The sequence below is a fragment of the Pseudomonas sp. RIT-PI-o genome (genome assembly GCF_001297215.1).
GTDB lineage: Bacteria > Pseudomonadota > Gammaproteobacteria > Pseudomonadales > Pseudomonadaceae > Aquipseudomonas > Aquipseudomonas moraviensis_A.
In genome coordinates this window covers 18,201-40,892 of the sequence record NZ_LHPA01000011.1, presented here as the reverse complement: position 1 = coordinate 40,892, position 22,692 = coordinate 18,201, and the positions used below count along the sequence as shown (strand labels likewise).

Annotated in this window: 24 protein-coding genes, 1 tRNA gene and 1 pseudogene; 15 read left to right on the top strand and 11 right to left on the bottom strand. The window is 56.5% G+C overall.

The window, feature by feature from the left end:
• Positions 1-49 precede the first annotated feature (49 nt).
• On the top strand, positions 50-910 hold the full coding sequence (locus tag AEQ63_RS02890) for a LysR family transcriptional regulator (protein ID WP_042609812.1): 861 nt from the start codon (positions 50-52) through the stop codon (positions 908-910).
• 1 nt (position 911) lies between these two features.
• Here AEQ63_RS02890 and AEQ63_RS02885 read toward each other — a convergent pair whose 3' ends face one another.
• Positions 912-2,369 (bottom strand): MFS transporter, encoded by a 1,458-nt coding sequence (locus AEQ63_RS02885; RefSeq protein WP_064361705.1) that lies wholly within the window; start codon positions 2,367-2,369, stop codon positions 912-914.
• A gap of 222 nt (positions 2,370-2,591) precedes the next feature.
• Between AEQ63_RS02885 and AEQ63_RS02880 the strand changes: the two genes are divergently transcribed.
• Both AEQ63_RS02880 and AEQ63_RS02875 read left to right on the top strand, forming a co-directional pair.
• Complete coding sequence (locus AEQ63_RS02880) at positions 2,592-3,350, top strand: SDR family oxidoreductase (RefSeq protein WP_064361704.1); 759 nt, start codon at positions 2,592-2,594, stop codon at positions 3,348-3,350.
• A gap of 79 nt (positions 3,351-3,429) precedes the next feature.
• The gene (locus tag AEQ63_RS02875; protein WP_064361703.1) at positions 3,430-3,936 is read left to right on the top strand and encodes a nuclear transport factor 2 family protein; all 507 of its coding nucleotides are present in this window, start codon (positions 3,430-3,432) and stop codon (positions 3,934-3,936) included.
• Here AEQ63_RS02875 and AEQ63_RS02870 read toward each other — a convergent pair.
• Both AEQ63_RS02870 and AEQ63_RS02865 read right to left on the bottom strand, forming a co-directional pair.
• Positions 3,908-5,296: a heavy metal sensor histidine kinase gene (locus AEQ63_RS02870; protein ID WP_064361702.1), complete on the bottom strand. Its 1,389-nt coding sequence runs from the start codon at positions 5,294-5,296 to the stop codon at positions 3,908-3,910. The two genes, AEQ63_RS02875 and AEQ63_RS02870, sit on opposite strands and share 29 nt — an antisense overlap.
• Positions 5,269-5,964, bottom strand: a complete 696-nt coding sequence (locus AEQ63_RS02865; RefSeq protein ID WP_064362038.1) for a heavy metal response regulator transcription factor — start codon at positions 5,962-5,964, stop codon at positions 5,269-5,271. The genes AEQ63_RS02870 and AEQ63_RS02865 overlap by 28 nt, the downstream gene beginning before the upstream one ends.
• 215 nt (positions 5,965-6,179) lie before the next feature.
• On the opposite strand from AEQ63_RS02865, the gene AEQ63_RS02860 reads away from it, so the two are divergent.
• The 3 genes from AEQ63_RS02860 to AEQ63_RS02850 all read left to right on the top strand — a co-directional run bounded on the left by AEQ63_RS02860 (position 6,180) and on the right by AEQ63_RS02850 (position 8,247).
• The gene (locus AEQ63_RS02860; protein WP_064361701.1) at positions 6,180-6,788 is read left to right on the top strand and encodes a hypothetical protein; all 609 of its coding nucleotides are present in this window, start codon (positions 6,180-6,182) and stop codon (positions 6,786-6,788) included.
• Positions 6,789-6,859: 71 nt separating this feature from the next.
• Entirely contained in the window at positions 6,860-7,480 is a 621-nt protein-coding gene (locus AEQ63_RS02855) for a cytochrome b/b6 domain-containing protein (protein WP_064361700.1), read from the top strand.
• A complete protein-coding gene (locus tag AEQ63_RS02850; RefSeq protein WP_064361699.1) occupies positions 7,477-8,247 on the top strand; it encodes a molybdopterin-dependent oxidoreductase in 771 nt (256 codons plus the stop codon). Before AEQ63_RS02855 ends, AEQ63_RS02850 begins: the two co-directional genes overlap by 4 nt.
• Positions 8,248-9,166: 919 nt before the next feature.
• Here the strand turns inward: AEQ63_RS02850 and AEQ63_RS02845 are convergent.
• Complete coding sequence (locus AEQ63_RS02845) at positions 9,167-9,559, bottom strand: helix-turn-helix domain-containing protein (RefSeq protein ID WP_042609818.1); 393 nt, start codon at positions 9,557-9,559, stop codon at positions 9,167-9,169.
• 215 nt (positions 9,560-9,774) lie between these two features.
• Here AEQ63_RS02845 and AEQ63_RS02840 point away from each other — a divergent pair, with 215 nt between their 5' ends.
• Positions 9,775-10,236, top strand: a complete 462-nt coding sequence (locus AEQ63_RS02840) for a Rid family hydrolase (protein ID WP_042609819.1) — start codon at positions 9,775-9,777, stop codon at positions 10,234-10,236.
• On the opposite strand, the gene AEQ63_RS02835 is transcribed toward AEQ63_RS02840, so the two are convergent.
• Positions 10,233-11,240: a LysR family transcriptional regulator gene (locus AEQ63_RS02835; protein ID WP_082367686.1), complete on the bottom strand. Its 1,008-nt coding sequence runs from the start codon at positions 11,238-11,240 to the stop codon at positions 10,233-10,235. The two genes, AEQ63_RS02840 and AEQ63_RS02835, sit on opposite strands and share 4 nt — an antisense overlap.
• A 529-nt stretch (positions 11,241-11,769) precedes the next feature.
• The gene (locus tag AEQ63_RS02830) at positions 11,770-12,513 is read right to left on the bottom strand and encodes an SDR family NAD(P)-dependent oxidoreductase (RefSeq protein WP_064361698.1); all 744 of its coding nucleotides are present in this window, start codon (positions 12,511-12,513) and stop codon (positions 11,770-11,772) included.
• Between the two features lie 612 nt (positions 12,514-13,125).
• On the opposite strand from AEQ63_RS02830, the gene AEQ63_RS02825 reads away from it, so the two are divergent.
• A complete protein-coding gene (locus AEQ63_RS02825) occupies positions 13,126-13,605 on the top strand; it encodes a carboxymuconolactone decarboxylase family protein (protein WP_064361697.1) in 480 nt (159 codons plus the stop codon).
• Here AEQ63_RS02825 and pdxR read toward each other — a convergent pair.
• A complete protein-coding gene (gene pdxR, locus AEQ63_RS02820) occupies positions 13,598-15,034 on the bottom strand; it encodes a MocR-like pyridoxine biosynthesis transcription factor PdxR (protein WP_064361696.1) in 1,437 nt (478 codons plus the stop codon). The two genes, AEQ63_RS02825 and pdxR, sit on opposite strands and share 8 nt — an antisense overlap.
• A gap of 89 nt (positions 15,035-15,123) precedes the next feature.
• Between pdxR and AEQ63_RS02815 the strand changes: the two genes are divergently transcribed.
• From AEQ63_RS02815 to AEQ63_RS02805, 5 genes and pseudogenes are all read left to right on the top strand, one after another.
• A complete protein-coding gene (locus AEQ63_RS02815) occupies positions 15,124-15,606 on the top strand; it encodes a GNAT family N-acetyltransferase (protein ID WP_042609823.1) in 483 nt (160 codons plus the stop codon).
• A 28-nt stretch (positions 15,607-15,634) separates the two neighbouring features.
• Positions 15,635-16,309, top strand: coding sequence for an FMN-dependent NADH-azoreductase (locus AEQ63_RS02810; protein WP_042609824.1), 675 nt, complete (start codon positions 15,635-15,637; stop codon positions 16,307-16,309).
• Between the two features lie 152 nt (positions 16,310-16,461).
• On the top strand, positions 16,462-16,629 hold the full coding sequence (locus AEQ63_RS28895; RefSeq protein ID WP_155400930.1) for a hypothetical protein: 168 nt from the start codon (positions 16,462-16,464) through the stop codon (positions 16,627-16,629).
• 11 nt (positions 16,630-16,640) lie between these two features.
• Positions 16,641-16,814, top strand: a pseudogene (locus AEQ63_RS28890) (DUF2625 family protein); the annotation flags it as partial.
• A gap of 1,139 nt (positions 16,815-17,953) precedes the next feature.
• Positions 17,954-18,874, top strand: coding sequence for a LysR substrate-binding domain-containing protein (locus tag AEQ63_RS02805; RefSeq protein ID WP_042609825.1), 921 nt, complete (start codon positions 17,954-17,956; stop codon positions 18,872-18,874).
• On the opposite strand, the gene AEQ63_RS02800 is transcribed toward AEQ63_RS02805, so the two are convergent.
• Together AEQ63_RS02800 and AEQ63_RS02795 are read right to left on the bottom strand one after the other, a co-directional pair.
• A complete protein-coding gene (locus AEQ63_RS02800; protein WP_064361695.1) occupies positions 18,795-19,388 on the bottom strand; it encodes a DinB family protein in 594 nt (197 codons plus the stop codon). The genes AEQ63_RS02805 and AEQ63_RS02800 overlap by 80 nt on opposite strands.
• A 485-nt stretch (positions 19,389-19,873) precedes the next feature.
• A tRNA-Ser gene (locus AEQ63_RS02795) sits at positions 19,874-19,961 on the bottom strand.
• 123 nt (positions 19,962-20,084) lie between these two features.
• Here AEQ63_RS02795 and AEQ63_RS02790 point away from each other — a divergent pair.
• A complete protein-coding gene (locus AEQ63_RS02790) occupies positions 20,085-20,756 on the top strand; it encodes a Bax inhibitor-1/YccA family protein (protein WP_042609827.1) in 672 nt (223 codons plus the stop codon).
• A gap of 65 nt (positions 20,757-20,821) precedes the next feature.
• Here AEQ63_RS02790 and AEQ63_RS02785 read toward each other — a convergent pair whose 3' ends face one another.
• Complete coding sequence (locus AEQ63_RS02785; RefSeq protein WP_042609828.1) at positions 20,822-21,151, bottom strand: YceK/YidQ family lipoprotein; 330 nt, start codon at positions 21,149-21,151, stop codon at positions 20,822-20,824.
• 58 nt (positions 21,152-21,209) lie between these two features.
• Positions 21,210-21,647, bottom strand: coding sequence for an Lrp/AsnC family transcriptional regulator (locus AEQ63_RS02780; RefSeq protein ID WP_042609829.1), 438 nt, complete (start codon positions 21,645-21,647; stop codon positions 21,210-21,212).
• 148 nt (positions 21,648-21,795) lie between these two features.
• Between AEQ63_RS02780 and AEQ63_RS02775 the strand changes: the two genes are divergently transcribed.
• Entirely contained in the window at positions 21,796-22,689 is an 894-nt protein-coding gene (locus tag AEQ63_RS02775; protein WP_064361694.1) for a DMT family transporter, read from the top strand.
• Positions 22,690-22,692: the final 3 nt, after the last annotated feature.

Sequence of the window (22,692 nt, the reverse complement as noted above, 5' to 3'; positions counted from 1 at the left end):
CACTGCCATTGCTGCACTCTCACTGTTCATTTTTGTAAGGGGGCAGAGCATGGACTGGAGTGATGTGCGGGTCTTTCTCGCGATTGCCCGCAGCGGGTCATTGGGGGCTGCCGCCAAGCTGTTGGGGGTCAGCCATCCGACCGTGGGGCGGCGCTTGCAGGTGCTGGAACAGTTCAGTGGCCAACCCGTTTTCCTGCGTACCAACCAAGGTCTCGTGTTGACCGACAGCGGCGAGAAGCTCCTCAGCCTCGCGCAGGAAATGGAGCAAAGTGCGTTGGCCATCGAAAGGCGCCTCGCGGGGGACAGCGCACAGCCTGAAGGTGTGCTGCGCATTTCCTGCGCTGACTGGTTCGCCTGTTATGTCCTGGCCCCGGTGCTGAGTGAACTGCGCCGTCGTTATCCATTGATCGTGCCCGAGGTCATTGCCGGGCATCGATTGTTTGATCTGGCTCGCCGCGACGCCGACATCGCATTTCGAATCGTTCCGTTCACCGAACCCGATATCGTGCACCGCAAGCTGATCTCCCTGACTTACGGGTTATACGCAGCCGTTGGATCTGCTGACCCTGAGCCACAGGGCGCCGGGCTGGGTCTGATCACCATGAGTGTTGCCCAATCTCATTATCCCGATGTGCAGTGGCTGCAGCAGCGTTACCCTCTGGCGCGTACCGTGTTTACCAGTAGCAGCCGCACAGTCCAGGCGCAAATGTGTGTGCAGGGGCAGGGCGTCGCGGTATTGCCCCGCGCTTTGGGCGACCAGTTGACGGCGCTGCGTCTGATCGATTCAGATGAACCGCCACCAGGCCGCGACATTTGGATGGGCTACCACCAGGACATGCGCCAGATGGACAGCCTGCGCGCGCTTGCCGACCTGGCCTCCGTCATGATTGGCACTCAGGCAGGCGGTTGATTCACTCTGCCGGGTGCATGGCCGCCGTTTGCAGCTCTGCAGCAGGTTGGCGCGCCAGGCTCAGGCTCAGTCCTGCGCCTACCACCAGACACGCAGCGATGCACAGTATGGCGACGGTGAAGGCGTGGGTGATGGCCGCCGCGTCCGTGTCCTTGCCCAGAAGCGTGTAAAAAATGCCACCGATGATCGCTACGCTCAGTGCTGTGCTGATTTGCAGGGTGGAACTGGTGATGCCCGCAATCATGCCGGAATACGCCGGTGCCACGCGTCCAGTGATCATGCGCATCAATGTCGGAAGGGCCAGTCCTTGTCCGAAGCCGATCAGAAAGAGAATCACGGCAAGGGACAGCGCAGAGGGCGTGACGGCCGTCGGTGTGTGCGCCACGAGCCAGGCCAACAGTACGAACCCCAGCACTTCGAGTGCCATTCCGAAGGGATTCACATAAGACCCCAGCAAACGCCGAAACAGATGGGTGGCGAGCGGCCCCAGCAAGAAACCAGCGCCGAATGGCAGAAAGACCAGACCTGCACTGAGCGGGCTCGTATGCAGCGCTCCCTGTAAATAGATGGAAAACAGCAGGAAGAACACGCCGATCGCGTAAAAAGTCAGCGCCACCAGCAATGCCCGGCCCAGCCCGGGCGCACGCAGTGCAGCAGGGTTCAGCAACGGCGCGCCTTGCGCTTGATACAAGCGGGCTTCGTAGCGCCAGAACAGCCAGGCCAGCAGTGGCACCGCCGCCAGCGACAGCCAGGCCCACCACGGCCAGCCCGCTTCACGTCCCTCGATCAGTGGAACGATCAGCGCCGCAAGCGTCACCATCGACAACAGCGTTCCACCCAGATCCAGCTTGCTGGTCTGGGGTGCGCGGGTTTCCTTGACCACGGGGATGGCGATCAGAATGACCAGCAACGCAATCGGTAGATTCACCAGAAATATCGTCCGCCAGCCCAGGTTCATCAGGTTGAGCGAGATCAGAATCCCGCCAAGTGCCTGGCCGACTACCGACGCCAAGCCAAACACCGCACCGTACAGGCTCAACGCCAAGGGTTTTTCCGACTCAGGGAATATCGCCTGCACTGAAGCGAGTGCCTGCGGCGCCATTACAGCGGCCGTCACGCCTTGCAGCGAGCGTCCGGCGATCAACACCCAGGGTGACTCGGCGACACCGCAGATCAGTGAGGCGACGGCAAAGCCAATCAGGCCAACGAAGAACATTCTCATGCGGCCAAAGATGTCACCAAGCCGTCCGCCGGTGATCAGTGTCACGGCATACAGCGCCGCGTAAGAAGAGATGATCAACTGTTCGGCAGAGGAGGCCGTGCCTAGCGATTGCTGAATCGAAGGCAGCGCTACGTTCACGATGAAGAAATCCAGCGGCGGCAAGAATGCACCGACCAACAGGATGGCGAACATCAGCCAGCGCCGCTGTTCCGGAAGGGCTACTATTTTCTCAGGCATAAGGTCTCCTTTCTGAAACCCTTCGGCTCCAGAATATTTTCGATTGCGGGTCATGCTTTGAATCAGCTGACTTCAATCTAAACGATCAAACCCTGGCTGACGCCTCACATAAATGAACGGCCAATGTTCATTTATGGCAGTGCCGCTACGCCCCTGCCTCCTCGCACAATGGCCGCACTGTGGTTCCAGTCGAGCCACACAACCGAAATCGAGGAGTCAGTTATGTCGGGTAAATTCGCTGATCAGGTCGCAGTCGTCACCGGCGCGTCCACCGGGATCGGATTTGCGATTGCACAGGGTTTGATTGCCGAGGGCGCCAGGCGCGTTTACATCACCGGGCGTTCTGCAGCCACGCTGGAGGCGGCGGTGGCCAAGCTTGGCGACAGGGCGGTCGCGGTCATTTCCGATGTCGCGCGCCAGGTTGATCTGGACGAGCTCAAGGCGACGATTGAGGCGCACGACGATCAACTGGACTCAGTGTTTGCCAATGCGGGTATTTGTGAAAAGAACCCGCTGGGCGAGACCACCGAGGCCGCCTATTTCAACATGTTCGACATCAACGTAAAGGGAGTCTTTTTTACTGTACAGACGTTGATGCCATTGTTGAAAAATGGCGCTTCGATCGTACTGACGGCCTCTATCTGTTCCAGCAATGGCATGGAAGGACTGAGCCTCTACAACGCGTCCAAAGCCGCGGTACGTTCCTTTGCCAGGACGTGGGCCAACGAACTCAAAGGTCGCAAGATCAGAGCGAATGTCCTGAGCCCTGGCTTCACCCGCACACCGCTGATGGATAACGGCTTGAAGATGAGCGAAAGCGACGTCGCCGCGCTGCGTCAGCACGTCGAGCAGATCACGCCATTGGGGTACATGGCCGAGCCTGAGGAAATCGCCTCGTCGGCGCTGTTTCTTGCGTCTGCCGATGCGAAATATGTCAACGGTGTGGAGTTGATGGTCGACGGCGGCCTGTCGCAGATCTGACCACGTGCTCAACCGTAGCGCAGCCCTCGCGCAGGGCTGCCTTCCTCGCTTATGCGCAGCCCCTGCAGGAAACCTCATCATGAACAATGAACAACTGACAGCCCGACTGGACGCCCTGGAAAGTCGCGCCGCCATCGAGTCGCTGATCAGCGCCTACGCCAATGCTTTCGACCGCATCGACGCCTCGCTTCTTAGCTCAATCTGGCACGAAGAGTCGACACTGGATCTACCGGGTTTTGGCCAGGCTGGAAACCGTGACGAAATCCTGGCGATGGCGCAAAACAGCTGGCGCCAGATGCCCCATATGCACCACTGGATGGCCAACCCGCTGATTGAAATCGAGGGTGACAGCGCAGTGGGCACGGTAGCTGCGGATTGCCTGTTTCATGACATTGAAAAAGGCCCGGTGCAAGTCAGCGGTCTTTACCACGACAGGTTTGAACGTCGGTACGGAAAGTGGGCGTTCCTGTCACGTCGTTTTGAACTGCACTTCCTGACGCCGTTAAAAGATTGGGTACCCGCAGCGGGCGAAGAACAGTTTGCAGCGGTCGAGCAGCTCAAGGGAACGACAGCGAAAAACGAATAGTCCCGGCCCTTGGCTGTTCGACACCCACGTGGCCGCCATGCAGTTGCATGATGGCCACGACAATGGCGAGGCCAAGCCCGTAGGAGTCGGAATTCTGGTGCCGAGACGCATCGCCACGGTAAAAGCGGTCGAAGAGTTTGCCCAGGGTTTCGTCGCCCAGCACCGGCCCTTGGTTCTCCACTTCAATCCGGGTACCTCCGTGGGTTTCCAATACCCGTATCAGAATCTCGGTGCCCTCGTAAGCGTAGCGAACAGCGTTCGCCACCAGGTTGCTCAACGCTCTGCGCAGCAGCAAGGGGTCAGCGAGCACGATACCATCGCCCGTTATTTGGAAGCTCATTCGCCGCTCTTCAGCCAAGCCCTCAAAATACTCAGCGATGCGCTGTGATTCGTCATGCAGCGACAGTTGCTGGCGCTCCACTACGGCTTGCGCTTCATCGGCGCGCGCCAGAAACAGAATGCTTTCGACGATGCGCGAGATCCGTTCGAGTTCTTCAAGGTTCGAAGCGATCAGCGCCTGATATTCGTCCTCGCTACGGCGTTGGCGAAGGGCAACCTGACAATGTCCCATCAACGACCCGACCGGCGTGCGGATTTCATGGGCAAGGTCGGCGGAAAATTGCGTCAGTCGCTGATAACCCTGAGCAAGACGATCAAGCATCGCGTTATAGGCGTCACTCAGCTGTTGCAATTCAACCGGCGTATCGGCGCTGTCCATACGGCTGTGCAAACGCTCAGGCGTTATGGCTGCGGCATGGGCGGCCATTTTGCGCAGCGGACGCAGCCCGCGACGCAATAACAGATAACCCAGCAACGCGGTTGCCAGAAACGCAAGGGCCACGGCCAGGTAGATGCGCTCGCGATACGCTGCAAGCATCGCCATTTCCTTGCCCATAAGGTGGGCGGCCGTCAATCGGACTACACGGCCACCCGACGTCGTGACTACGGAGGCGGCGCGCAGCCTTGTTCCCGAGTCGGTCACGCCGCTGCGCAGATCACTGACGCTCAGCTTTGTGTCCTGGCCGATCACCGGCAGTTCAGGCAACGTGACGTTGAGTGGATTGACCTGGATGACCGGTGGTTGCCCCGGCTCTTCAATGATGAAGATGTCGTCTTCGCTGTCGAGCATGTTCTTGAAAATCTGCGGGCTGTCGCGCAGCTTTTCGATGGCGAGTTCGTAATGCAGGAGCTTGCGAAAATGCTCCAGACGGCCCATCACCGCGTGATCGCTGTAGATCAATACCGAGGCTTTCATCGTCTGATACAGATAGAAGCCCGCGCCGGCCACGGCCAGCATCGCGACCATGGCAAACGCCACGGTCGATCGCAGCGTCAGCGAGGGTTGGCGTCGGAACCGCATGGCCTCACCTCGCAGACATAGCCGATACCGCGAATGGTATGGATCAGCTTGATCGGGTAGGGCTGGTCGACCTTGTTGCGCAGGCGCTTGACAGCGACGTCCACCACGTTGGTATCGCTGTCGAAATTCATGTCCCAGACTTCCGAAGCGATTTGTGTCCTGGACAACACATCGCCGGCTCGACGCAGAAACAGATGCAGCAGGGCGAACTCCTTGTTGGTCAGCACGATCACCTGTTGTTGGCGGGTCACGCGGCGCCGGACCAGATCCAGTTCGAGATCGGCAAGGTGGAAATGGTCGGCTTCGCGCACGACACCGCGGCGCAGAATAGTGCGGATGCGCAACAGCAGTTCGGTAAACGAAAAAGGTTTGATCAGGTAATCATCGGCGCCCAGTTCCAGACCGCGAATGCGGTCTTGCAACTGGTCGCGCGCGGTGAGGAACAGCACGGGGACATCTTGTCTGGCGCGCAACAGCTCGATGATCTGAAAGCCGTCAATCCCGGGCAACATGACGTCCAGCACGATCAGGTCATAGGTCGTATGCAAGGCCATGTGCAGACCGTCGGCGCCGTGCTGGGTCCAGTCGACGTTGTAACCGGACTCGCCGAGCCCCTTTTTCAGGTACTCACCTGTTTTGGTGTCATCTTCGATCAGCAGGATATGCATCGTCAGGCGCGCTCGGGTTTCTTCATGACGGGATTCAGTCCGCGACATCGGTATCTCGGCTGTGCAGTGTAGCGGGATGAACGGGCGCAGTCGGTTACATTTCTGTCATTCATGGTCAGGGTTGGCGAATGACAAAAATGTCATTCGGCGGTCATCGTGACGTCCCGGTCTGCGGTCGAGGATGGCGACACATCAACCCATGAGGAATCGTCGCCATGCAACTCAAAAACGCCCTGTCTACTACGTTCGGTTTGGTGATGCTCAGCGCTGCCGTCATTGCCACCGCCGCTGACATGCCGGTCATCAAACCACTGCGCGGTACGGTGGAAAGCGTCAGCAACAACACGCTGACCTTCACTGTCCGCTCTGGCGCCCAGCAGACGATCGGACTGACTGACAAGACCGGTATCAACCGGGTATCGAAAGCCAGTCTCGACTCAATCAAGTCCGACAGTTTCATCGGCTCGGCGGCCATCCCGCAGGCCAATGGAACACTGAAGGCGCTGGAGGTCACGGTATTCGATGCCAGCCTCAAGGGCAGCGGCGAAGGTCATTACGGTTGGCAGAACGCAGACGGCAGCACTGGCACCATGACCAACGGCACCGTGGGCAAACTGTCCAAAACCGACGGCCGCACGTTGACCGTCAACTACCAGGGCGGTGAGAAACAAATCGTCGTGCCGGATGACGTGCCTATCGCCTACGTCGAGCCAGGCAACGCCGATGAGCTGGTCAAAGGAACGAAAATCGTCCTGTTCCCCGCTGCAGATGGCACCGCACGCGGCATTGCAGTCGGCAAGGATGGCTTCCAGCCACCGATGTAATCATCTGAGAAAGCTTGAGCGTTGCCGTGTGGCAACGCTCCGCTACACGGAAGGCTTGCAAGGGGAACCACGTGAGACAGAAGAAACTGCATCCCTGGCCGGTTCGCCTCACCCATTGGCTCAATGCGGCCTGCATGGTCTGCATGTTCATGAGCGGTTGGGCTATCTACAACGCCTCGCCACTGTTCAGTTTCAGGTTTCCGGTGTCATTGACCGTGGGCGGTTGGCTGGGCGGGGCACTTGCCTGGCATTTTGCGTTCATGTGGCTGCTGCTGATCAACGGCGCAATCTATGTGCTGTACGGGTTGGCCAGTCGTCATTTCAAACGTGAGCTGCTGCCCATCGGCATTGCCGCATTGAAGCATGATCTGACCGATGCCTTGCGCTTTCGGCTGGTGCATGAAAAGGGTGTCTATAACGCAGTACAGCGCCTGATGTACTGGATCGTGCTGGCGGCAGGTGTACTGATCGTGATCTCGGGTGTAGCGATCTGGAAACCGGTTCAACTTCAAGAGCTGGTCGCGTTACTGGGCGGCTATGACGTTGCTCGTTACGTACATTTCGCGGCCATGACGATGATTGCAGCGTTTGTGGTGATTCATCTGGTCTTGGTGATTCTGGTACCGAAAACCCTGTTGCCAATGATCACGGGTGGAGTGCGCACGCCTGACAACGGGAAAAACGGGTCATGACTGAATCCACAAAAACAACGCGTCAGCGCGTCAGGATTGAACCTGCGCAACAGCTTGAACTGGAAAACATTCAGCGCCGGCATTTTCTTCGGGCCGGCCTGACGGTGGGCGCGATGTCGATGCTGACCGGTTGCAACCTGCAGGACGGCGATCAGGTCGACAAAGTGCTTTGGGCCATGTCGCGTTGGAACGACCGGGTCCAGGCGTGGCTGTTCAGTGGACGGAAACTGGCGCCGACCTTCGCCCGCGCGCAGATCACCAAGCCGTTTCCGTTCAACGCTTTCTATGGTGAGGACGATATCCCTGAAGTAGACCTGACCAGTTACTCGCTCGCTGTCTCCGGCCGGATCAGGGACAAGGCGCCGTGGACACTCGAAAGCTTGCGCAAGCTGCCGCAACGCAGCGATATCACTCGGCTGATCTGTGTTGAGGGCTGGAGCGCGATCGGGCAATGGGGAGGTGTACCGCTGAAAACCTTCCTGGAACACATCGGCGCCGACACCACAGCGAAATTTGTCGGTTTCAAATGTGCCGATCGTTACTACTCCAGTCTGGACATGCCGACTGCCTTGCACCCGCAGACGCTGTTGGCACTGGATTACGCTGACGTGGCGCTGCCGCCCGAGTACGGCTATCCGCTGAGGGTTCGGGTCCCCACCAAACTGGGCTTCAAAAACCCCAAGCATGTTGTCGAGATTTTCGTCAGCAACGACAACCCGGGCGGGTATTGGGAAGACCAGGGCTACAACTGGTTCAGCGGGATCTGATGAAGCAAAGAACGGAACTGTCACGCCAGGAACACTGGCGAGATTCATGACACCAAGCGTGATATGAGGCATGCCGATGACCGGTATTTCTGCAGTACCGCCAGCACCATCCGTCTTGCCGACATCAGAACCCAGGATGCGGGCAACGAGTGATGGAGCAGATTTCCAATCTCTCTTGCAGGCTCAGTCCAGGCCACCTTTACAACAGTCGGATAAAGCTCGCACTCGGATGCTCTTTGATAATCTTGCCGCATGTACCTTCAATGGCGAAAAAAGAGCTATCTGCTCTGATGTTATCGGCACAGGGGGACTGAATGCGTTCGCCATTGCAGTGGCTCTCTCGCCGCTAACCGTCACCTGGGTACCGACCGAGATTGTTCGAGCGCCACTGCGTTCGCCTGGAATACGGACTTTTCGCCGTCGCAATCCCTCTTCAGCCGAGAGCTCCTTCCTCAACCGGTCAAATTCGGAGGATAGGGGTTACGATTAGACAGGTCTCGAAAGCTTGCTCGCCGTAGGCCAGTATTATTAAGGGAGAAGCAGATACCGCCAATTCTCACCTGTGGCGTTGAATGGTCTTTCGTTCGCCTGAAGTAGAAGGCCCGATGGCTTCTCTATCGTGGGTGGTGTTATGAGGCAGCGTCGACTTACAGCCTATTTTTCTACCCCGCTGTCATCCCCCGTTTATTCTGAGCATCAGAGAGTTATAGCCCTCCATCAGGGCTACTTTTGGCCGAAGGTAGTCGTTCGTGAACGGCTGCTTTCGGCCAAAAGCAGACGCTCGCACTCGACCGTTAACGGCCACTAGCGGGCGATGATTGTGTGTTTACCGTAATGCGACCGAGGCGCCGTTCCCATGCGTCGCCTCCTAGGGTTAAGCCTCCAGGTACGACTCAGCTCCGCTATCCAGCTCATCAAGTCACAGCGCAGGCGATTGATTGTTCTGTTTCCAAGCCCGCGGAGTTACACCTTCGGTTCGCACGAATGTTCGACAGAAGTGTGACTGGTCAGAGAAGCCACACTCCAGTGCAATGTCCGCAATTAGCAATCTCGACGTCTGAAGTAGCTGCTTGCCCCTCAAAATCCGCTGCTCTCGCATCCATTCTTTGGGTGAGACGAGAGTGCTTCTTTTAAACTGACGGGTGAAATGGCTGCGCGATAGCGCACACGCTTGTGAGATAGCTGCCACGGAGATACCTGCGTCCAAGTTATCGAGCATCACCTGCTTGGCGCGCTGGATCTGCCAAGGTTTCAAATGTCCGGTTTGTTTAGTCAAATCCTTAAGTGAGGACGCGCATGTTTCCTTTTTCATCCTGATTCCTTTTTCCCAGTAGCCGGTTGATTAGCTCAATCCAGCGGTCAGTCGATTGGGAAAAATTTAACGGAAGTCGCGTCGAGATGGGGGCGCATTTTTGCGCTGCTGGAGGCGCAAAAATGCGCATTTTCAATAGTGTTTCCAGTGCTAGCCTCTGCTTCCCGACAACTCGAATCGACGTCATTCGATCCGTCATCTGCAAGGAGAAAGCAATGGCTGCTTCACAACCGCACGGCAAAAACACCGCTTACTGGGGAGTCTCATGGGAGGAGGGCTACGGCTACCCCCAGGCCAGAAAAGTTGGAAACGAGATCTATATCTCGGGTCAGTTCAACCACGATGAGGCGGGTAATCTCGTTGCTCCCGCGCCCCTGAATAGCGAGGGCAAACCGAGCGATTTCTCATCGATAGGAGAGCAGATGCGCGTCTCCTACGACAACATCGCCAAGTTGCTCGCGCTCTATGGAGCAACCCTTAATGATGTCGTCGAAGAAACGCTCTACGTCTTGGATATGGACGCGGCATTCGCCGTGGTAGGTGATGTGCGCAAAGCCGCATATCGCACTGAGCGGCCCCAGTGCGCGAGCAATATCATCGGTGTATCCAGGTTGGCTCAACGTTCACAGCTGATTGAAATTGTCTGCAAGGCTGTCATCGGATCTAGCGCCGACTAAGAGACGCTCCCGGTTTCGCCCTGCGCAACCGGGAGATTCAGCTGCCCTTCGATCAAAGGCTTTTGATGCGCTACGGCTGCTGCACAAAAAGTCATGAATGCTTTGACTCTCCATGACTTTCGAATGTCCTGATGCGTAAGCAGCCAGAGCTCGTCCTGTAGCTCGCGCACAACTGGCCCTACGCGTGTTAACCCAGGCGTAATGTCACCCAGCATGCACGGAAGAAACCCATAACCAAGTCCTGCCGCAATGGCGACGCTCGCGGCCGCGACTGAGTCCGTACGATAAGAAATACAGTCGGCGCTGACTCTGTCTTCGACGTAGCTTTTGGCCTTCAGTCCACATAATCCTGCGGAATAGGACACCCACGGTTGGCCTTCTGCGAACGGGGCACTAGTCGCTTGTCTTATGCTGCCATAAGGCGCCCATGCGATCGAAGCGAGCTTGCGCCCGACTAGACTTTCGGCAGGTTTTTTGGTCGCTCTCACCGCTACGTCAGATTCATCGCGAGCCAGACTTAACGTCTCGTTGCCAACCAGAACCTCGATGGCAATTCCTTCATTAAGTGCCTTGAAGTCGGCGATGATCGGCGTGAGAAAATACAGCAGCAGCGAGTCGCTGGTAGTGATCCTAAGCTTTCCAAGCAGCCCTTGACCTGCCCGAGAAACCCGACGTGTAACGCTGACGATATCAAGCTCGACGCGTTCGGCGAGCGCTCTTAATTCAATACCTTCGGGCGTCAGCATGTACCCAGAGCGGCGGTGGTCAAATAAAGCGACCCCAAGTGTCTTTTCCACTTGAGCCACACGACGCGATACGGTGGATACATTAATCCCCAACCTCTTTGCAGTCGTTGCTCTATTACCGCATTCGCTTAGCGTTTTGATGATTCGCAAGTCGTCCCAAGAAAGCTGACTTACAGCATCGCTTAAATTCTGGGTGACGCCGATTGGTACGGGCGGATTGATTGAAGCTTTTTTTGATGTTGGTTTCACGCCAAGCATCCCAAACTAAGGTTGCTCATCATACGAAATGGCTGGAGGCGAACCAAGGAGTCAAGTGCACAAGCGGACTCGACCCGAGCAACCGGCCAGGATGTTCGGGTTAGATAGGGTGGCGTCAGTCGTTCGGGCGAGTATTAAGCCTTTACCATTTCCCCTGACCAACTTAGTCGTGCAGCTTTAATCACTTCATTCTAATCAGTCGAACGTCCGCTTTTGGCCGGAAGCAGACGCTTATGAATGACCGCTTTCGGCCAAAAGCGGACATAAATGAGGCATGCATATAGCAAAGGTGGTCACCGCTGCGGGCTTGCCCATGTGGGTCTTTCGTTCAAGGCGTGCTGGGCGTGTCGGCACCGGCCAGCTGAGGATTCATAGATACAAGGTGGGCAACCATGGGGGGAATGTACGTAATCAAGGGCCCGAGTTGATCGCGTCAATCGAGGTAAAGTTAGCGCAAGAAAAAATAAGAGGCCGAGCGCACGATCCGCACCGAATACATGTCTACACGACCTCTTCGCGTTTCTATGCCCTACCGCAAGGTATACCCACCATCTACCACAATATCTTGGCCGTAAATGCCACGTGCTCGCTCTGATAGAAGGAACAGAATCACATCTGCCACCGCTTCCGGCTCAAGGAACTTACCCTCTAGTAAGCGCTGATTGACCGTTTCCGCGACTGAGGACAACGTCGCATTATCCAACCCTAGTGATCGCCAGATCGGCGTAGCTGTTGGCCCTGGCGATACGACGTTCACTCTAATTCCGGCCTCAGCCTGTTCGACGGCTAAGGTTCGAGCATGCGCTGTCAGTGCTGTTTTCGACGCAATGTAGCCAGCCAAGCCTGGGAAGGCCAAAGCGGAAAGAAAAGTCCCCACAAATACTACCGAAGCGGGTCTCGCCAATTGGGCTCGCAAAGCTGAAAGCGTGTTAAGCGCACCTGCTCCGTTGATGGCCCAATTTCGCTCGAATCCCTTACTCGCCAAGCTGTCTTCAAGTACAGCGACTCCTGCATTCGGTACTAGAAAATCTACAGGCCCGATTCTGGAGACGCAGTGTGCAAGCTTCTCAAGATCCGAACTTACCGTAACATCGCCACTGACAATATGGAGGCGATCACCATGAACGTCTTTGAGTGCAGCCAGGCCGCCCCGGCCACGGGACATCGCCACTACCGTCGCTTCATAGCTTAGTAATCGTTGAACGACTGCCAGTCCGATGCCTGAACTTGCTCCGGTTACCACAGCGACACGATTGTCGAACTCACTTTTCATGTTTCAGCTCCTTGGGTATTAAACCATTTACCCATCACTGACACATTTCATGCCAACCTAAAACGTCATAAAAATCAGGGTGCAGAAGCTATACCGAGTCAATTTGACCATTATTCGTTTTAGTCGAAATGACGACAAATAGGTTTTTTTGACACGCACCAATGGCTGTGTTCTCAAGTGCGTTATAGGACTGAAAATCCGGTCGCATCGAATTTCTTTGAGAGGAAAATACCACTCCACTCTTCGTAAACACGCCCGAGTTGCTCCGCGAACTGCGGATTGACCGCCCACCGCCCCACTCTCTTGCGATCTGTTTCGGCTTTGTCGACCGGCGAGAGGAATCAGTCTTCACAAAGGCGCTGCACCTGTTATCCACCCCAGAACTATCGCGCATCGCAACTCAGTTGCCGCTTACTGTGCCAGTTTATACACCGGCTTTGGGTCGCCTTCCGCCGGGTTCACGGACAACCGGCTTGGCAACATCGGCGAACGGCAAATCGCGAATCAGAACAGCATGGCTTAGTTGAAAGGTCTTTTCTTGGCCCTGTCTGACTAGACCACGCGTGGCTACAGTGGGCTCCAACAACCCTAAACCCGCTGCGAGTGACCGCCATGAACAACCGTATTGATTACTTCAAACAGTCGCCTCAGGCTTCCAATAAGCTGGTGGAGCTGACGATGCAACTGAGTAAGAAGCCGCTACTGGCTGACCTGGCCCACCTCATAATGCTGCGGGCGTCTCAATTGAATGGCTGCGCGTTCTGCGTGGATATGCACGTGAAGGAAGCCAAGATCCATGGCGAGCGCGAATTGCGCCTCCATCACATTGCGGTCTGGCGTGAATCGCAACTGTTCTCGCCAATAGAGCGCGCGGCGCTCGCCTGGACAGAAGCCCTGACCCAACTGCCATCCCATGGTGTACCTGAAAGCCTCTACGCGGATGTGCGTGAGCAGTTTTCCGAACAGGATCTGTCGGATTTGTCGTTCCTGATTGTCGCCATCAACGGTTGGAATCGCCTCAATGTGGCCTTTCAGGCAGTCCCTGGTTCGTCGGATGAGGTGTTCGGCCTGACCAAAGCCAACCTCAACTGAGCGCACGGTTTATCAACGCGCCAAGCTGCTCGCCCTGAGCAGCGCAGGCGCAGTTGGTGAAGCTCAGCAGCAGCCCAGATTGACGCCGCGACGAAACACTCCATCGCGACAAGGGTTGCACGGCGATGCCTTTGGCCAGCAGTTGCTCAGTCAGGGCAGTGTCGACTACTCCCTCCGGCAAACGGAGTACCAAGTGCATCCCCCCTGGCGAGCGCTCCACCAGCAGTCCATTGGGTAAACTCCGCTCCAACGCTTCAATAGTCAAAGCGCGTCGTTCGCTGTAGAGCCTTCGCATGCGCTGAATGTGCCGAGTGAAATGCCCCTCGACAATGAACTCTGCGACCAGCGCTTGAGTAATCGCTGGCGAGCCTGCGGAGAATAACGCCCGACTTACACGCTCAAACGCTGCCACTTGCCCCTGAGGCACCACTAGGTAGGCAAGGCGGATACCGGGGAAAAGCACCTTGCTGAAAGTCCCGGCGTACAGCACGCGCCCGTTGCGATCCAGGCTCGCCAACGCCGGGAAGGGGCGACTGACATAGCGATACTCGCCGTCGTAATCATCCTCGACAACCCAGGCATCGCTCCGGGCCACCCAATCGAGTAACAACTGTCTCCGAGGCAAAGACAGCGCCATACACAGTGGGCTTTGATGCCCCGGCGTCACCATGACGACCTGTGCAGCCTGATGCCTGGCAATGGCCTGCTCCACATCCATACCTTCGGCATCAACTGGCACTGCCTCAAGCTCAATACCGAATTGACGAAGCACTTGGCGCGTGGTTGGGTAGCCAGGATCTTCGACCCAGGCTCGCTCCCCTGCGCGCAGCAAAGTATGTGCGATCAGCGACAGGCTACTGCGCCAGCCGCTGGTGATAAACACCTGATGGGCGCCGCAATCGATACCTCGAGACACCTGCAGATATGAGGCGATGGCGCTGCGTAAGGCAGGCAGGCCGTGCGGCGGCGGATAGTCCAGATCGCCTGAACGCATGCCTCGCAGATAACGGGCACCCAAGCGCGCCCAGATCTTGCGTGGGAACTCATCCATTGCAGGCACTCCCATCTGAAACGGCAAAAGTTGCGGTGGACGCCATAGTGCGTCTGGGGAGTTTTCAATCACCTCGCGGCTGACGGATAAAGCGGGGGCAGACAGTAGCGGCTTCTGCAATTCGGGATTGACCACGGTGCCCTTCTGCCCCAGGGCCAAGAGGTAGCCCTCGCTCGTGAGCAGCGAATAGGCCAGTTCGATGGTGCCACGAGCAACGCCGAGATCCTTGGCGAGAGCTCGCACCGAAGGCAATCGGTCACCAGGGGAAAGCGTGCCAGCGGCGATGGCGGCGAGTACTCGGTCATATAACTGACGGTACAGAGGCGAACCGGGTTGCCCATCCAAGGAGGCGAAAGGGTGCGAACAGGAAGTCATCATGGCCTAGTTCATATCTCACTTCTTGGTTCAATAAATTGAGGCAATGTTAGTTCAAGATTTGACCATCACAACCCACTAAGGCCTCTCCCATGACGTTCAATCTTCAAGACTACGTGCCCAGCGTGCTCGACTTGGCCGACACTGCCCTGCGTCCTCTAGACAGCCGCCATGACTTGAAAATCGCTTTCCCGGTAATGCAGCAATTGCGCCCCCACCTAACAAGCGAGGCCGATTTTATGAGTCGTATCGAACGAATGCGAGCCGGCGGCTATCGCCTGGTTGGAGCCTTCGAGTCATCGGCTCTCGTGGCGCTTGCAGGTTACCGCCTTCAGGAGAATCTGATTTATGGCCCATTCTTGTATGTCGATGACCTCATCACCGATGAAGCCCAGCGCGGCGGCCAGTGGGGCTCCCGGTTATTGCGAGCTCTGGAACGACTGGCTCGTGCCAGCGGTTGTGCTCGCCTTGTGCTTGACACGGGTTTGGCCAACGCGCGCGCCCAACGCTTCTACTTCCGCGAAGGCCTTTATACCGGCGCGCTGCGTTTTCAAAAACAGTTCGATACCCCATGACCGCATCACCCGTACAGGAGGCAATATCATGAACCCGTCTCAGAAGCCCCTCGCTCCTTTGCGAATCCTTCGCCTGATTGCCAGTCCCAACGGTAATGCATCTGAAAGCTTGAAACTGTCTGAGCGGATTCTGCACGCTCTGACAGTACGCGCTGGCATACGCGGGATTGAACTGACGGATATAGACCTGAACACGTTATCGCCAGTCGATGCGACTTATGCCCATGCCTTGGCCCATCCGAGCGAAATAGCTACCGAGGATCAGAAAGGTACATTGAGTCGCTCCGACCAAATGATCATCCTGTTGAATGCCTGCGATGTGCTGCTTATCGCTACTCCCATGCACAACTACAGCGTGCCCTCGCCGCTCAAGGCCTGGATTGACCACGTCGTACGCGTCGGAAAAACTTTCCTCAGCACATCAAAAGGTAAGGTTGGAACGTTATTGGATCGCCCCGTCTACGTTGCCGTAGCCACCGGCGGCTACATTAGCGGTGAGAGGGCACGGCAACCCGACTTTCTTCGTCCCTACCTATCCGCAGTGCTGAAAACCATCGGTCTCAATCAGGTGCATTACTTCACCGTTGAAGGCACAGCAAAAGGGACGGACGCGCTAAAAACGGCGCAGAAAATAGGGTACGACGATGTGCATACGTTCTTTCATGAGGAAATCGAAACTAGGACTCATGAAACAGTTGCCTGAAGCCGGTGCCCCAGACGGCCGAAGTACAAAGGTCGGCAGCGATGCCTGAAGCTGAGCCTAGCTTTTTGATTTTCGGGAGAGCTGTTCGCCCGGGTCGGCAGCCATGGGCCGCATGTCCCCCTCTTAATACCGCCTACAGAGAGGAATTGATCATGAGTCGCCTCAGTTGGTTTCAAACTTCACATGGTGCAGCCAAGTCGCTTGAAATTAATGACCCCGCCATGATCTACATACGGGAGATGCTGGAGCATGCCGACCGCCCCTACGACTTGCTTCCACCTCACCTCAAAACACCAGCGTTCTTCTACAGCTACAGGTAACAACCAAGTCTACTTTGGGGGCTATAGCATTTGAGACTGGCGGGATACTGATTGATCGGGGCCTGGCGGGATGGAGCGAGGGACGGGCGTAAGGGCAGCTGCTGGTGGCAGATGACGAAGCAGGTGGATGCTTTTCCATCAACGGCGGCGGCTTGGGTGATGATGTGGGAGCGGTGTACTACTAGGCGCCCGATATTCTGCAGTGGGAGCCATTGGGCATCGATTATACCGCCTTCTTGGAATGAGCTGTGAGCAATCGTACGGCGGCCTACTAAGAGGGCCTACGTTGGTAATCCTGGCGCAACGACATTCAGTGAGTGGGCGGAGATCAATGCGTGTCTTTCTACCCATTCCTATGGACACGAGGGGCTGAGTGGCAATAAGCGCGCAGGTTGTCAGCATGGCTGAATAGTATGATTTGAATTGCACATTAGCCGGCCAGTTGTACGCCCCGCCATCACTCCTAATTAAATTAAGCAGGCCGGCAGCGAGTCAAAGTGCGCTGGTTACGCACAGACATTTCAAAGTTGAAGCATTCACTGGACTCTTACTGAGACACTGACCACCTGCTTACGTCAGACTGACACTCCGGATAGTACGTTTGAACAATACAACACCGAGCCTTCGTTCGAGGTTTCTCTCTACCTAGCTTACAGCAGGGGGAGCCCCCCCCAATGGTGGGATGCCCAAGTGCAGCTGCGCTGCTTTGCTACCTCTAAGAATTTAACCAAGACCATCAAGCTGATCTTGGCGCATAAGTCCTCCGACCTTTTGTAATTTTGTTGGCAGCAATTGTTACGAAATTGCTCTACCTGCCTAGGAACACCGCAACGCAGATCATGGGTTGATTAGTACAAAGATCCACTCGGGAGAGAAGGCGGACAAGCGAGGAAAAGGACCACTGGATTTCGTTTTTATCAATAAAGTCGCGAGCACTGGTCTAACACAGACTGCCCCTCGGATTTTGCTGCAAAATTGAAACAAAAAATTTTGGTTCGCGGGCACGGGAATCGCACTTAGCTCGTTTTGCTGATGACTTCAGCCTGTCATTAGATGCGAAGGTTAAAGAGCGACAAGAAGTGGCGTGCCGCTTTGCACATCGGACATAGCTTGGAGGGGAGAGCTCTCTGAGTCCTAATGCTTCGCTAAGGGAAATACGTGACGTACTCCCCACGCCAATTTGAGCTACACGCACCCGATCCATTTCCGGTCAAATGTAAAGAGATTGAATAAGGCGTATTCAAAGTCTAGTTGCAGCAGAAACACGGTGTTCTGCCGCGTAGCTGCTTTACTTGAAAATTATGCTGCCTGCGAGGGCCTAGGAATGAATCGAAACGACTTGCGTCGCGTGGACATGAATCTTCTGGTTATTTTCGAAACCTTAATGTTCGAAAGGAACTTGACTCGGGCTGGGGAGAAACTGTTCTTAGGCCAACCCGCCGTCAGTGCCGCTTTAGCGCGGTTGCGCGACTTGTTCGACGATCCCTTGCTAGTACGCAACGGTCGTACCTTAGAGCCGACCCAGCGAGCGCTGGCAATTCTTAAAGAGTTGCAACCAGCCATGGACACCATCTCCGGAGCTGTCAGCCGAGCTAAGGATTTTGACCCATCCACCAGCCGGGACGTATTCCGAATCGGCCTTTCCGACGATGCCGAATTCGGCCTATTTCCACCATTGATCAATCAACTTCGCGAAGAGGCGCAAAAGGTTATCGTAGTGGTACGGCGGGTTAACTTTCTGCTGATGTCGACCATGCTTGCCTCCGGAGAGATTTCCGTCGGAGTCAGTTACACCACCGAGTTGCCGGCCAACGCCAAGCGCAAGAAGCTGCGGGATCTGCGCGTCAAGATACTGCGCGGCGATAATCGTCCTGGCCCCCTGACCTTGGATGAGTATTGCGAACGACCTCACGCCCTGGTGTCGTTTTCCGGGGATTTGACCGGTGCCATCGATACCGACCTGGCACGCATCGGCCGCTCGCGGCGAGTGATGCTGGCGGTACCCCAGTTCTCAGGACTGCGTGCCTTATTAGCGGGCACGGAAATGCTAGCCGCAGTGCCGGACTACGCGGCGTGCGCGCTGATCGATGGCAGCAGCCAGTTGCGTGCTGATGACCCGCCCTTTGACATCGTGCCGTCGGAGTTGTCGATGGTCTGGAGCGGGGTCAACGATAACGATCCGGCAGAGCGTTGGTTGCGCTCATTAATTGCCCAACACATGGCGACCCCTCTGCCGGTGTATTGAGCGAATTGAAATTTGGATCGGTCTCGCGCAGGAATATCGGCATGTCTGTCATTGGCGGAATGGCCGGAATGTCGAAATACATCTGGATAACCCACCCACGGTGATAGCTGGCGTGGTTGACCACATGCATCAGCATTGCTCCGGCACTCATGGTGCCGCGTTCCCCAGACACAAACGTGAACTCGACGAGTCTATCCAGCGATGCCTCGCTCTGCCGGGCGCTCCAGTCGCTGTACCAGTGATCGATCTCCTTTTGTGCCAAGCGCAAATCAGCGAGTTCGGGATGCAGCAGATCATGTGAAGTTTCGAAGCCGTGCCCCCGGCCTTCGAGGTGAGCCTGCCAAATGCAGTCCACGACGTAAATGTGATTCAAAGTGCCGATTACGTTTTTGAACACCGACACTCGCTCTTTGCTGACTTCGCCAGGAGGCAGTGCGGCCAGGCTGTCAAAGAGGCGCTGATCGGCCCAGCATTTGTAATCGGCAAGCATGCGGGCTGTGCGTACGTTGATCATGAGATTTCCCCAATTTAAATGGGCGTAATGCCAAGCATAGCCCTCACAACGAGCGGCATCGAAGACGCTGATTATCGGTCGGCAAGCGCCAGGGAGCCAATTGGGCTAGGAGACTCGAAGCCGGAAAGCGTAAAGGCGCTGCCTGCCCCCCTCAGTCTTTGCTGATCAGGGAGCCTACCAGAGTTATACGACGAAGCTGGATCAGTTGTGGAGGGTGAGCGCCAGGTAGCGGCGACGGGATGGGCCTCTGCCGCCTGAAAAACGAGCCGTCTTGAACGGCTGCTTATGGCCGAAAGCGGTCTACTGAGCATTCAATGCTGCCGTCGCGCTGTGCTTAGTTTTGTTGAGCACTTAACGGTGTCAGAAGGGTAGGGTTGCGGAAATGCCCGAAAAGATGCGGAAACGATCCGTAGACAGAGGAGCCAATTTCCTGAATGCCAGAAACGACAAAGCCCTGAATAATCAGGGCTTTGTCGTACATAAGATGGCGGAGGCGATGGGATTCGAACTCATGGACCTGTTACAGTCGACGGTTTTCAAGACCGTTGCCTTAAACCACTCGGCCACACCTCCGTTTGCGTTGCGGGCGCCATAATACCTGAATGAAACACACTGTCAAACTCTCTGCATGGCTTGTTACAGAGCGTCTGTTATGATCTTTGCGACTGAACGTTTCAAACCAACAGGAGTGTCGCCATGCGCGAACAGGATTACGCAGTTAATAACAGCGTGCAGGCTGAGCAGCTAGAGGTTAGCCGCGTCCTGCGCAACACTTATGGTCTCTTGGCTCTGACCCTCGCATTCAGCGGTGTGATGGCCTTCGTAGCCCAGCAGATGCGTGTCGGCTACCCGAACATTTTCGTGGTGCTGATCGGCTTCTACGGGCTGTTCTTCCTCACCAACAAACTCCGTGATTCCGCGTGGGGCCTGGTATCTGCCTTCGCGTTGACCGGTTTCATGGGTTTCCTGCTCGGCCCGATCCTCAACCGTTACCTGGGCATGCAGGGCGGCGCTGAAGTGGTCAGCTCGGCATTCGCCATGACCGCGCTGGTGTTCGGTGGTCTGTCGGCCTACGTGCTGATCTCGCGCAAGGACATGAGCTTCCTGAGCGGTTTCATCACCGCCGGTTTCTTCGTGTTGCTGGGCGCGGTGGTCGCCAGCTTCTTCTTCCAGATCAGCGGCCTGCAACTGGCGATCAGCGCCGGCTTCGTGCTGTTCTCGTCGGTCTGCATTCTGTTTCAGACCAGCGCGATCATCCACGGCGGCGAGCGCAACTACATCATGGCGACCATCAGCCTGTATGTATCGATCTACAACCTGTTCGTCAGCCTGCTGCAACTGTTCGGCATCATGAGCCGCGACGACTGATCTTTACGGCTGTAATAAAAAACCCGCTTCGGCGGGTTTTTTATTGTCTGGAGAAAAGTGTCTGCTCAGTTGATGACGATGCTGCCATCCATTTGCTGACGGTAGATCGTGTAGGGCAGCAGCAGGGTGTCGAGTGCGCCGGATACCACGGCGTCCACCAGCACCACGGGAATTGCCGCGTTGCGGTGATCATCGGGATCGATGCCTGAGGCCAGCGGTGCGTTCAGCGTGCAGAAATCATAGGCGAGGCCGCTGTAGATTCTCGGTACCGCGCCGCAATAACTTTTCTGCTCTTTGAGTCCGTCAACGGCAGCCTGATCGTGGCGCGCCACCGTTTGAATCGTGCCGCAACCGCCGAGCAGCAGGGCCGCCAGCAGCATTGCCTGAGTTTTCATACCGCCATTCCTTAGCTGTGAAAAACCACAATTTACGCCGATCAGATGCAAAAGGCACCTAGGCCATCGGTGGCAGTCGCCGCTTGACCGGGGTCTTCTTGACGATCGCCGTATTGGTTTCCGCCAATGTATTGAGGCGGTCGAGCAGGGTGTCGAGCTGTTCCATCGAGCGCACATGCAGGCGGGCGATAAAGCAGTCCTCACCGGTGACCTTGTCGCACTCGGTGAACTCCGGGATCGACATGATCTGCCGCTCCACTTCCTGCAATTGCCCGGGCAGAGGTCGTACCCGGACGATCGCCTGTAGCTGATAGCCAAAACATTTCGGGTCTACCTCCACCGTATAGCCCTTGAGCACGCCGCGCTCTTCCAGGCGCCGCAGCCGCTCGGCCACGCTCGGCGACGACAGGCCGCTGATCTGCGCCAGCGCTTTAAGTGAACGCCGGGAATCTTCCATCAAGGCACCGATGAGAACCTGGTCGATATCGTCAGTCATGTGCGAAATCCCGTATTAGGCAAAAGGTGCAAAACACCCACGATAAAAAAGGCCAAAAGGGAGTTTAGCCTGCTTTATGCACTGGAGCAGCCTGGCGCTCGCTTGGCATACTTTCGCCATGCTTCACCCTAGCCTCAGGAGAACAATGATGGACAACGCAATCCGCCGCGGCTCGCTGGAAATGACCGCCGCCATGCTGATATCCGGGACGATCGGCTGGTTCGTGCTGGTTTCCGGGCAACCGGTGCTCGACGTGGTGTTCTGGCGCTGCGTGTTCGGCGCCGGGACCTTGCTGTTGATCTGCGCCGCGTTAGGCTTCCTGCGCCCAGGGATTCTGACCCGCACAACGTTTCTGCTGGCGGTGCTCAGCGGAATGGCGATTGTCGGTAATTGGGTGTTGCTGTTCGCGTCCTATTCCCGCGCCTCGATTGCGATCGGCACGGCGGTGTATAACGTGCAGCCGTTCATGCTGGTCGGTCTGGCGGCCTTGTTTCTTGGCGAAAAAATCACCTTGCAGAAGCTGTTCTGGCTGGCAGTTTCCTTCATGGGCATGCTGGCAATCGTCAGCGCCCATGGCACTCAAGGGGAGAGCGGTAACGATTATTTGCTGGGGATTGCTCTCGCCTTGGGCGCGGCGTTTCTGTATGCGATTGCCGCACTGATCATCAAGCGCCTGACCGGCACGCCGCCGCACCTGATCGCGCTGATTCAAGTCTGCACCGGTGTGTTGTTGCTCGCGCCGTTCGCGCATTTCGATGCGTTGCCACAAGGCGCCGATGCCTGGGCGAGTCTGGTGACGCTGGGCATTGTGCATACCGGATTGATGTACGTTTTGCTGTACGGCGCGATTCAAAAGCTGCCGACGGCATTAACCGGCGCACTGTCGTTCATTTATCCGATCGCGGCGATTTTCGTTGACTGGTTCGCCTTCGGCCATCGCCTCCAATTGCTGCAATGGATAGGCGTTGCAGCGATTCTGCTGGCCGCCGCCGGCATGCAACAAGGCTGGGGCTGGAAAACCCGGCGGCTGGCGGCGCAGTAAGGA

What these genes read in the sequence shown, in the direction of transcription:
- AEQ63_RS02875 (WP_064361703.1), top strand. Translation starts at nt 3,430, where the DNA reads ATGAACAATGAACAACTGACAGCCCGACTGGACGCCCTGGAAAGTCGC.
- AEQ63_RS02860 (WP_064361701.1), top strand. Translation starts at nt 6,180, where the DNA reads ATGCAACTCAAAAACGCCCTGTCTACTACGTTCGGTTTGGTGATGCTC.
- AEQ63_RS02825 (WP_064361697.1), top strand. Translation starts at nt 13,126, where the DNA reads ATGAACAACCGTATTGATTACTTCAAACAGTCGCCTCAGGCTTCCAAT.
- AEQ63_RS02870 (WP_064361702.1), bottom strand. Translation starts at nt 5,296, where the DNA reads ATGCGGTTCCGACGCCAACCCTCGCTGACGCTGCGATCGACCGTGGCG.
- pdxR (WP_064361696.1), bottom strand. Translation starts at nt 15,034, where the DNA reads ATGATGACTTCCTGTTCGCACCCTTTCGCCTCCTTGGATGGGCAACCC.
- AEQ63_RS02845 (WP_042609818.1), bottom strand. Translation starts at nt 9,559, where the DNA reads ATGAAAAAGGAAACATGCGCGTCCTCACTTAAGGATTTGACTAAACAA.
- AEQ63_RS02815 (WP_042609823.1), top strand. Translation starts at nt 15,124, where the DNA reads ATGACGTTCAATCTTCAAGACTACGTGCCCAGCGTGCTCGACTTGGCC.
- AEQ63_RS02785 (WP_042609828.1), bottom strand. Translation starts at nt 21,151, where the DNA reads ATGAAAACTCAGGCAATGCTGCTGGCGGCCCTGCTGCTCGGCGGTTGC.
- AEQ63_RS02810 (WP_042609824.1), top strand. Translation starts at nt 15,635, where the DNA reads ATGAACCCGTCTCAGAAGCCCCTCGCTCCTTTGCGAATCCTTCGCCTG.
- AEQ63_RS02865 (WP_064362038.1), bottom strand. Translation starts at nt 5,964, where the DNA reads ATGCATATCCTGCTGATCGAAGATGACACCAAAACAGGTGAGTACCTG.
- AEQ63_RS02790 (WP_042609827.1), top strand. Translation starts at nt 20,085, where the DNA reads ATGCGCGAACAGGATTACGCAGTTAATAACAGCGTGCAGGCTGAGCAG.
- AEQ63_RS02890 (WP_042609812.1), top strand. Translation starts at nt 50, where the DNA reads ATGGACTGGAGTGATGTGCGGGTCTTTCTCGCGATTGCCCGCAGCGGG.
- AEQ63_RS02850 (WP_064361699.1), top strand. Translation starts at nt 7,477, where the DNA reads ATGACTGAATCCACAAAAACAACGCGTCAGCGCGTCAGGATTGAACCT.
- AEQ63_RS02880 (WP_064361704.1), top strand. Translation starts at nt 2,592, where the DNA reads ATGTCGGGTAAATTCGCTGATCAGGTCGCAGTCGTCACCGGCGCGTCC.
- AEQ63_RS02805 (WP_042609825.1), top strand. Translation starts at nt 17,954, where the DNA reads ATGAATCGAAACGACTTGCGTCGCGTGGACATGAATCTTCTGGTTATT.
- AEQ63_RS02885 (WP_064361705.1), bottom strand. Translation starts at nt 2,369, where the DNA reads ATGCCTGAGAAAATAGTAGCCCTTCCGGAACAGCGGCGCTGGCTGATG.
- AEQ63_RS02835 (WP_082367686.1), bottom strand. Translation starts at nt 11,240, where the DNA reads ATGCTTGGCGTGAAACCAACATCAAAAAAAGCTTCAATCAATCCGCCC.
- AEQ63_RS02780 (WP_042609829.1), bottom strand. Translation starts at nt 21,647, where the DNA reads ATGACTGACGATATCGACCAGGTTCTCATCGGTGCCTTGATGGAAGAT.
- AEQ63_RS02830 (WP_064361698.1), bottom strand. Translation starts at nt 12,513, where the DNA reads ATGAAAAGTGAGTTCGACAATCGTGTCGCTGTGGTAACCGGAGCAAGT.
- AEQ63_RS28895 (WP_155400930.1), top strand. Translation starts at nt 16,462, where the DNA reads ATGAGTCGCCTCAGTTGGTTTCAAACTTCACATGGTGCAGCCAAGTCG.
- AEQ63_RS02800 (WP_064361695.1), bottom strand. Translation starts at nt 19,388, where the DNA reads ATGATCAACGTACGCACAGCCCGCATGCTTGCCGATTACAAATGCTGG.
- AEQ63_RS02775 (WP_064361694.1), top strand. Translation starts at nt 21,796, where the DNA reads ATGGACAACGCAATCCGCCGCGGCTCGCTGGAAATGACCGCCGCCATG.
- AEQ63_RS02840 (WP_042609819.1), top strand. Translation starts at nt 9,775, where the DNA reads ATGGCTGCTTCACAACCGCACGGCAAAAACACCGCTTACTGGGGAGTC.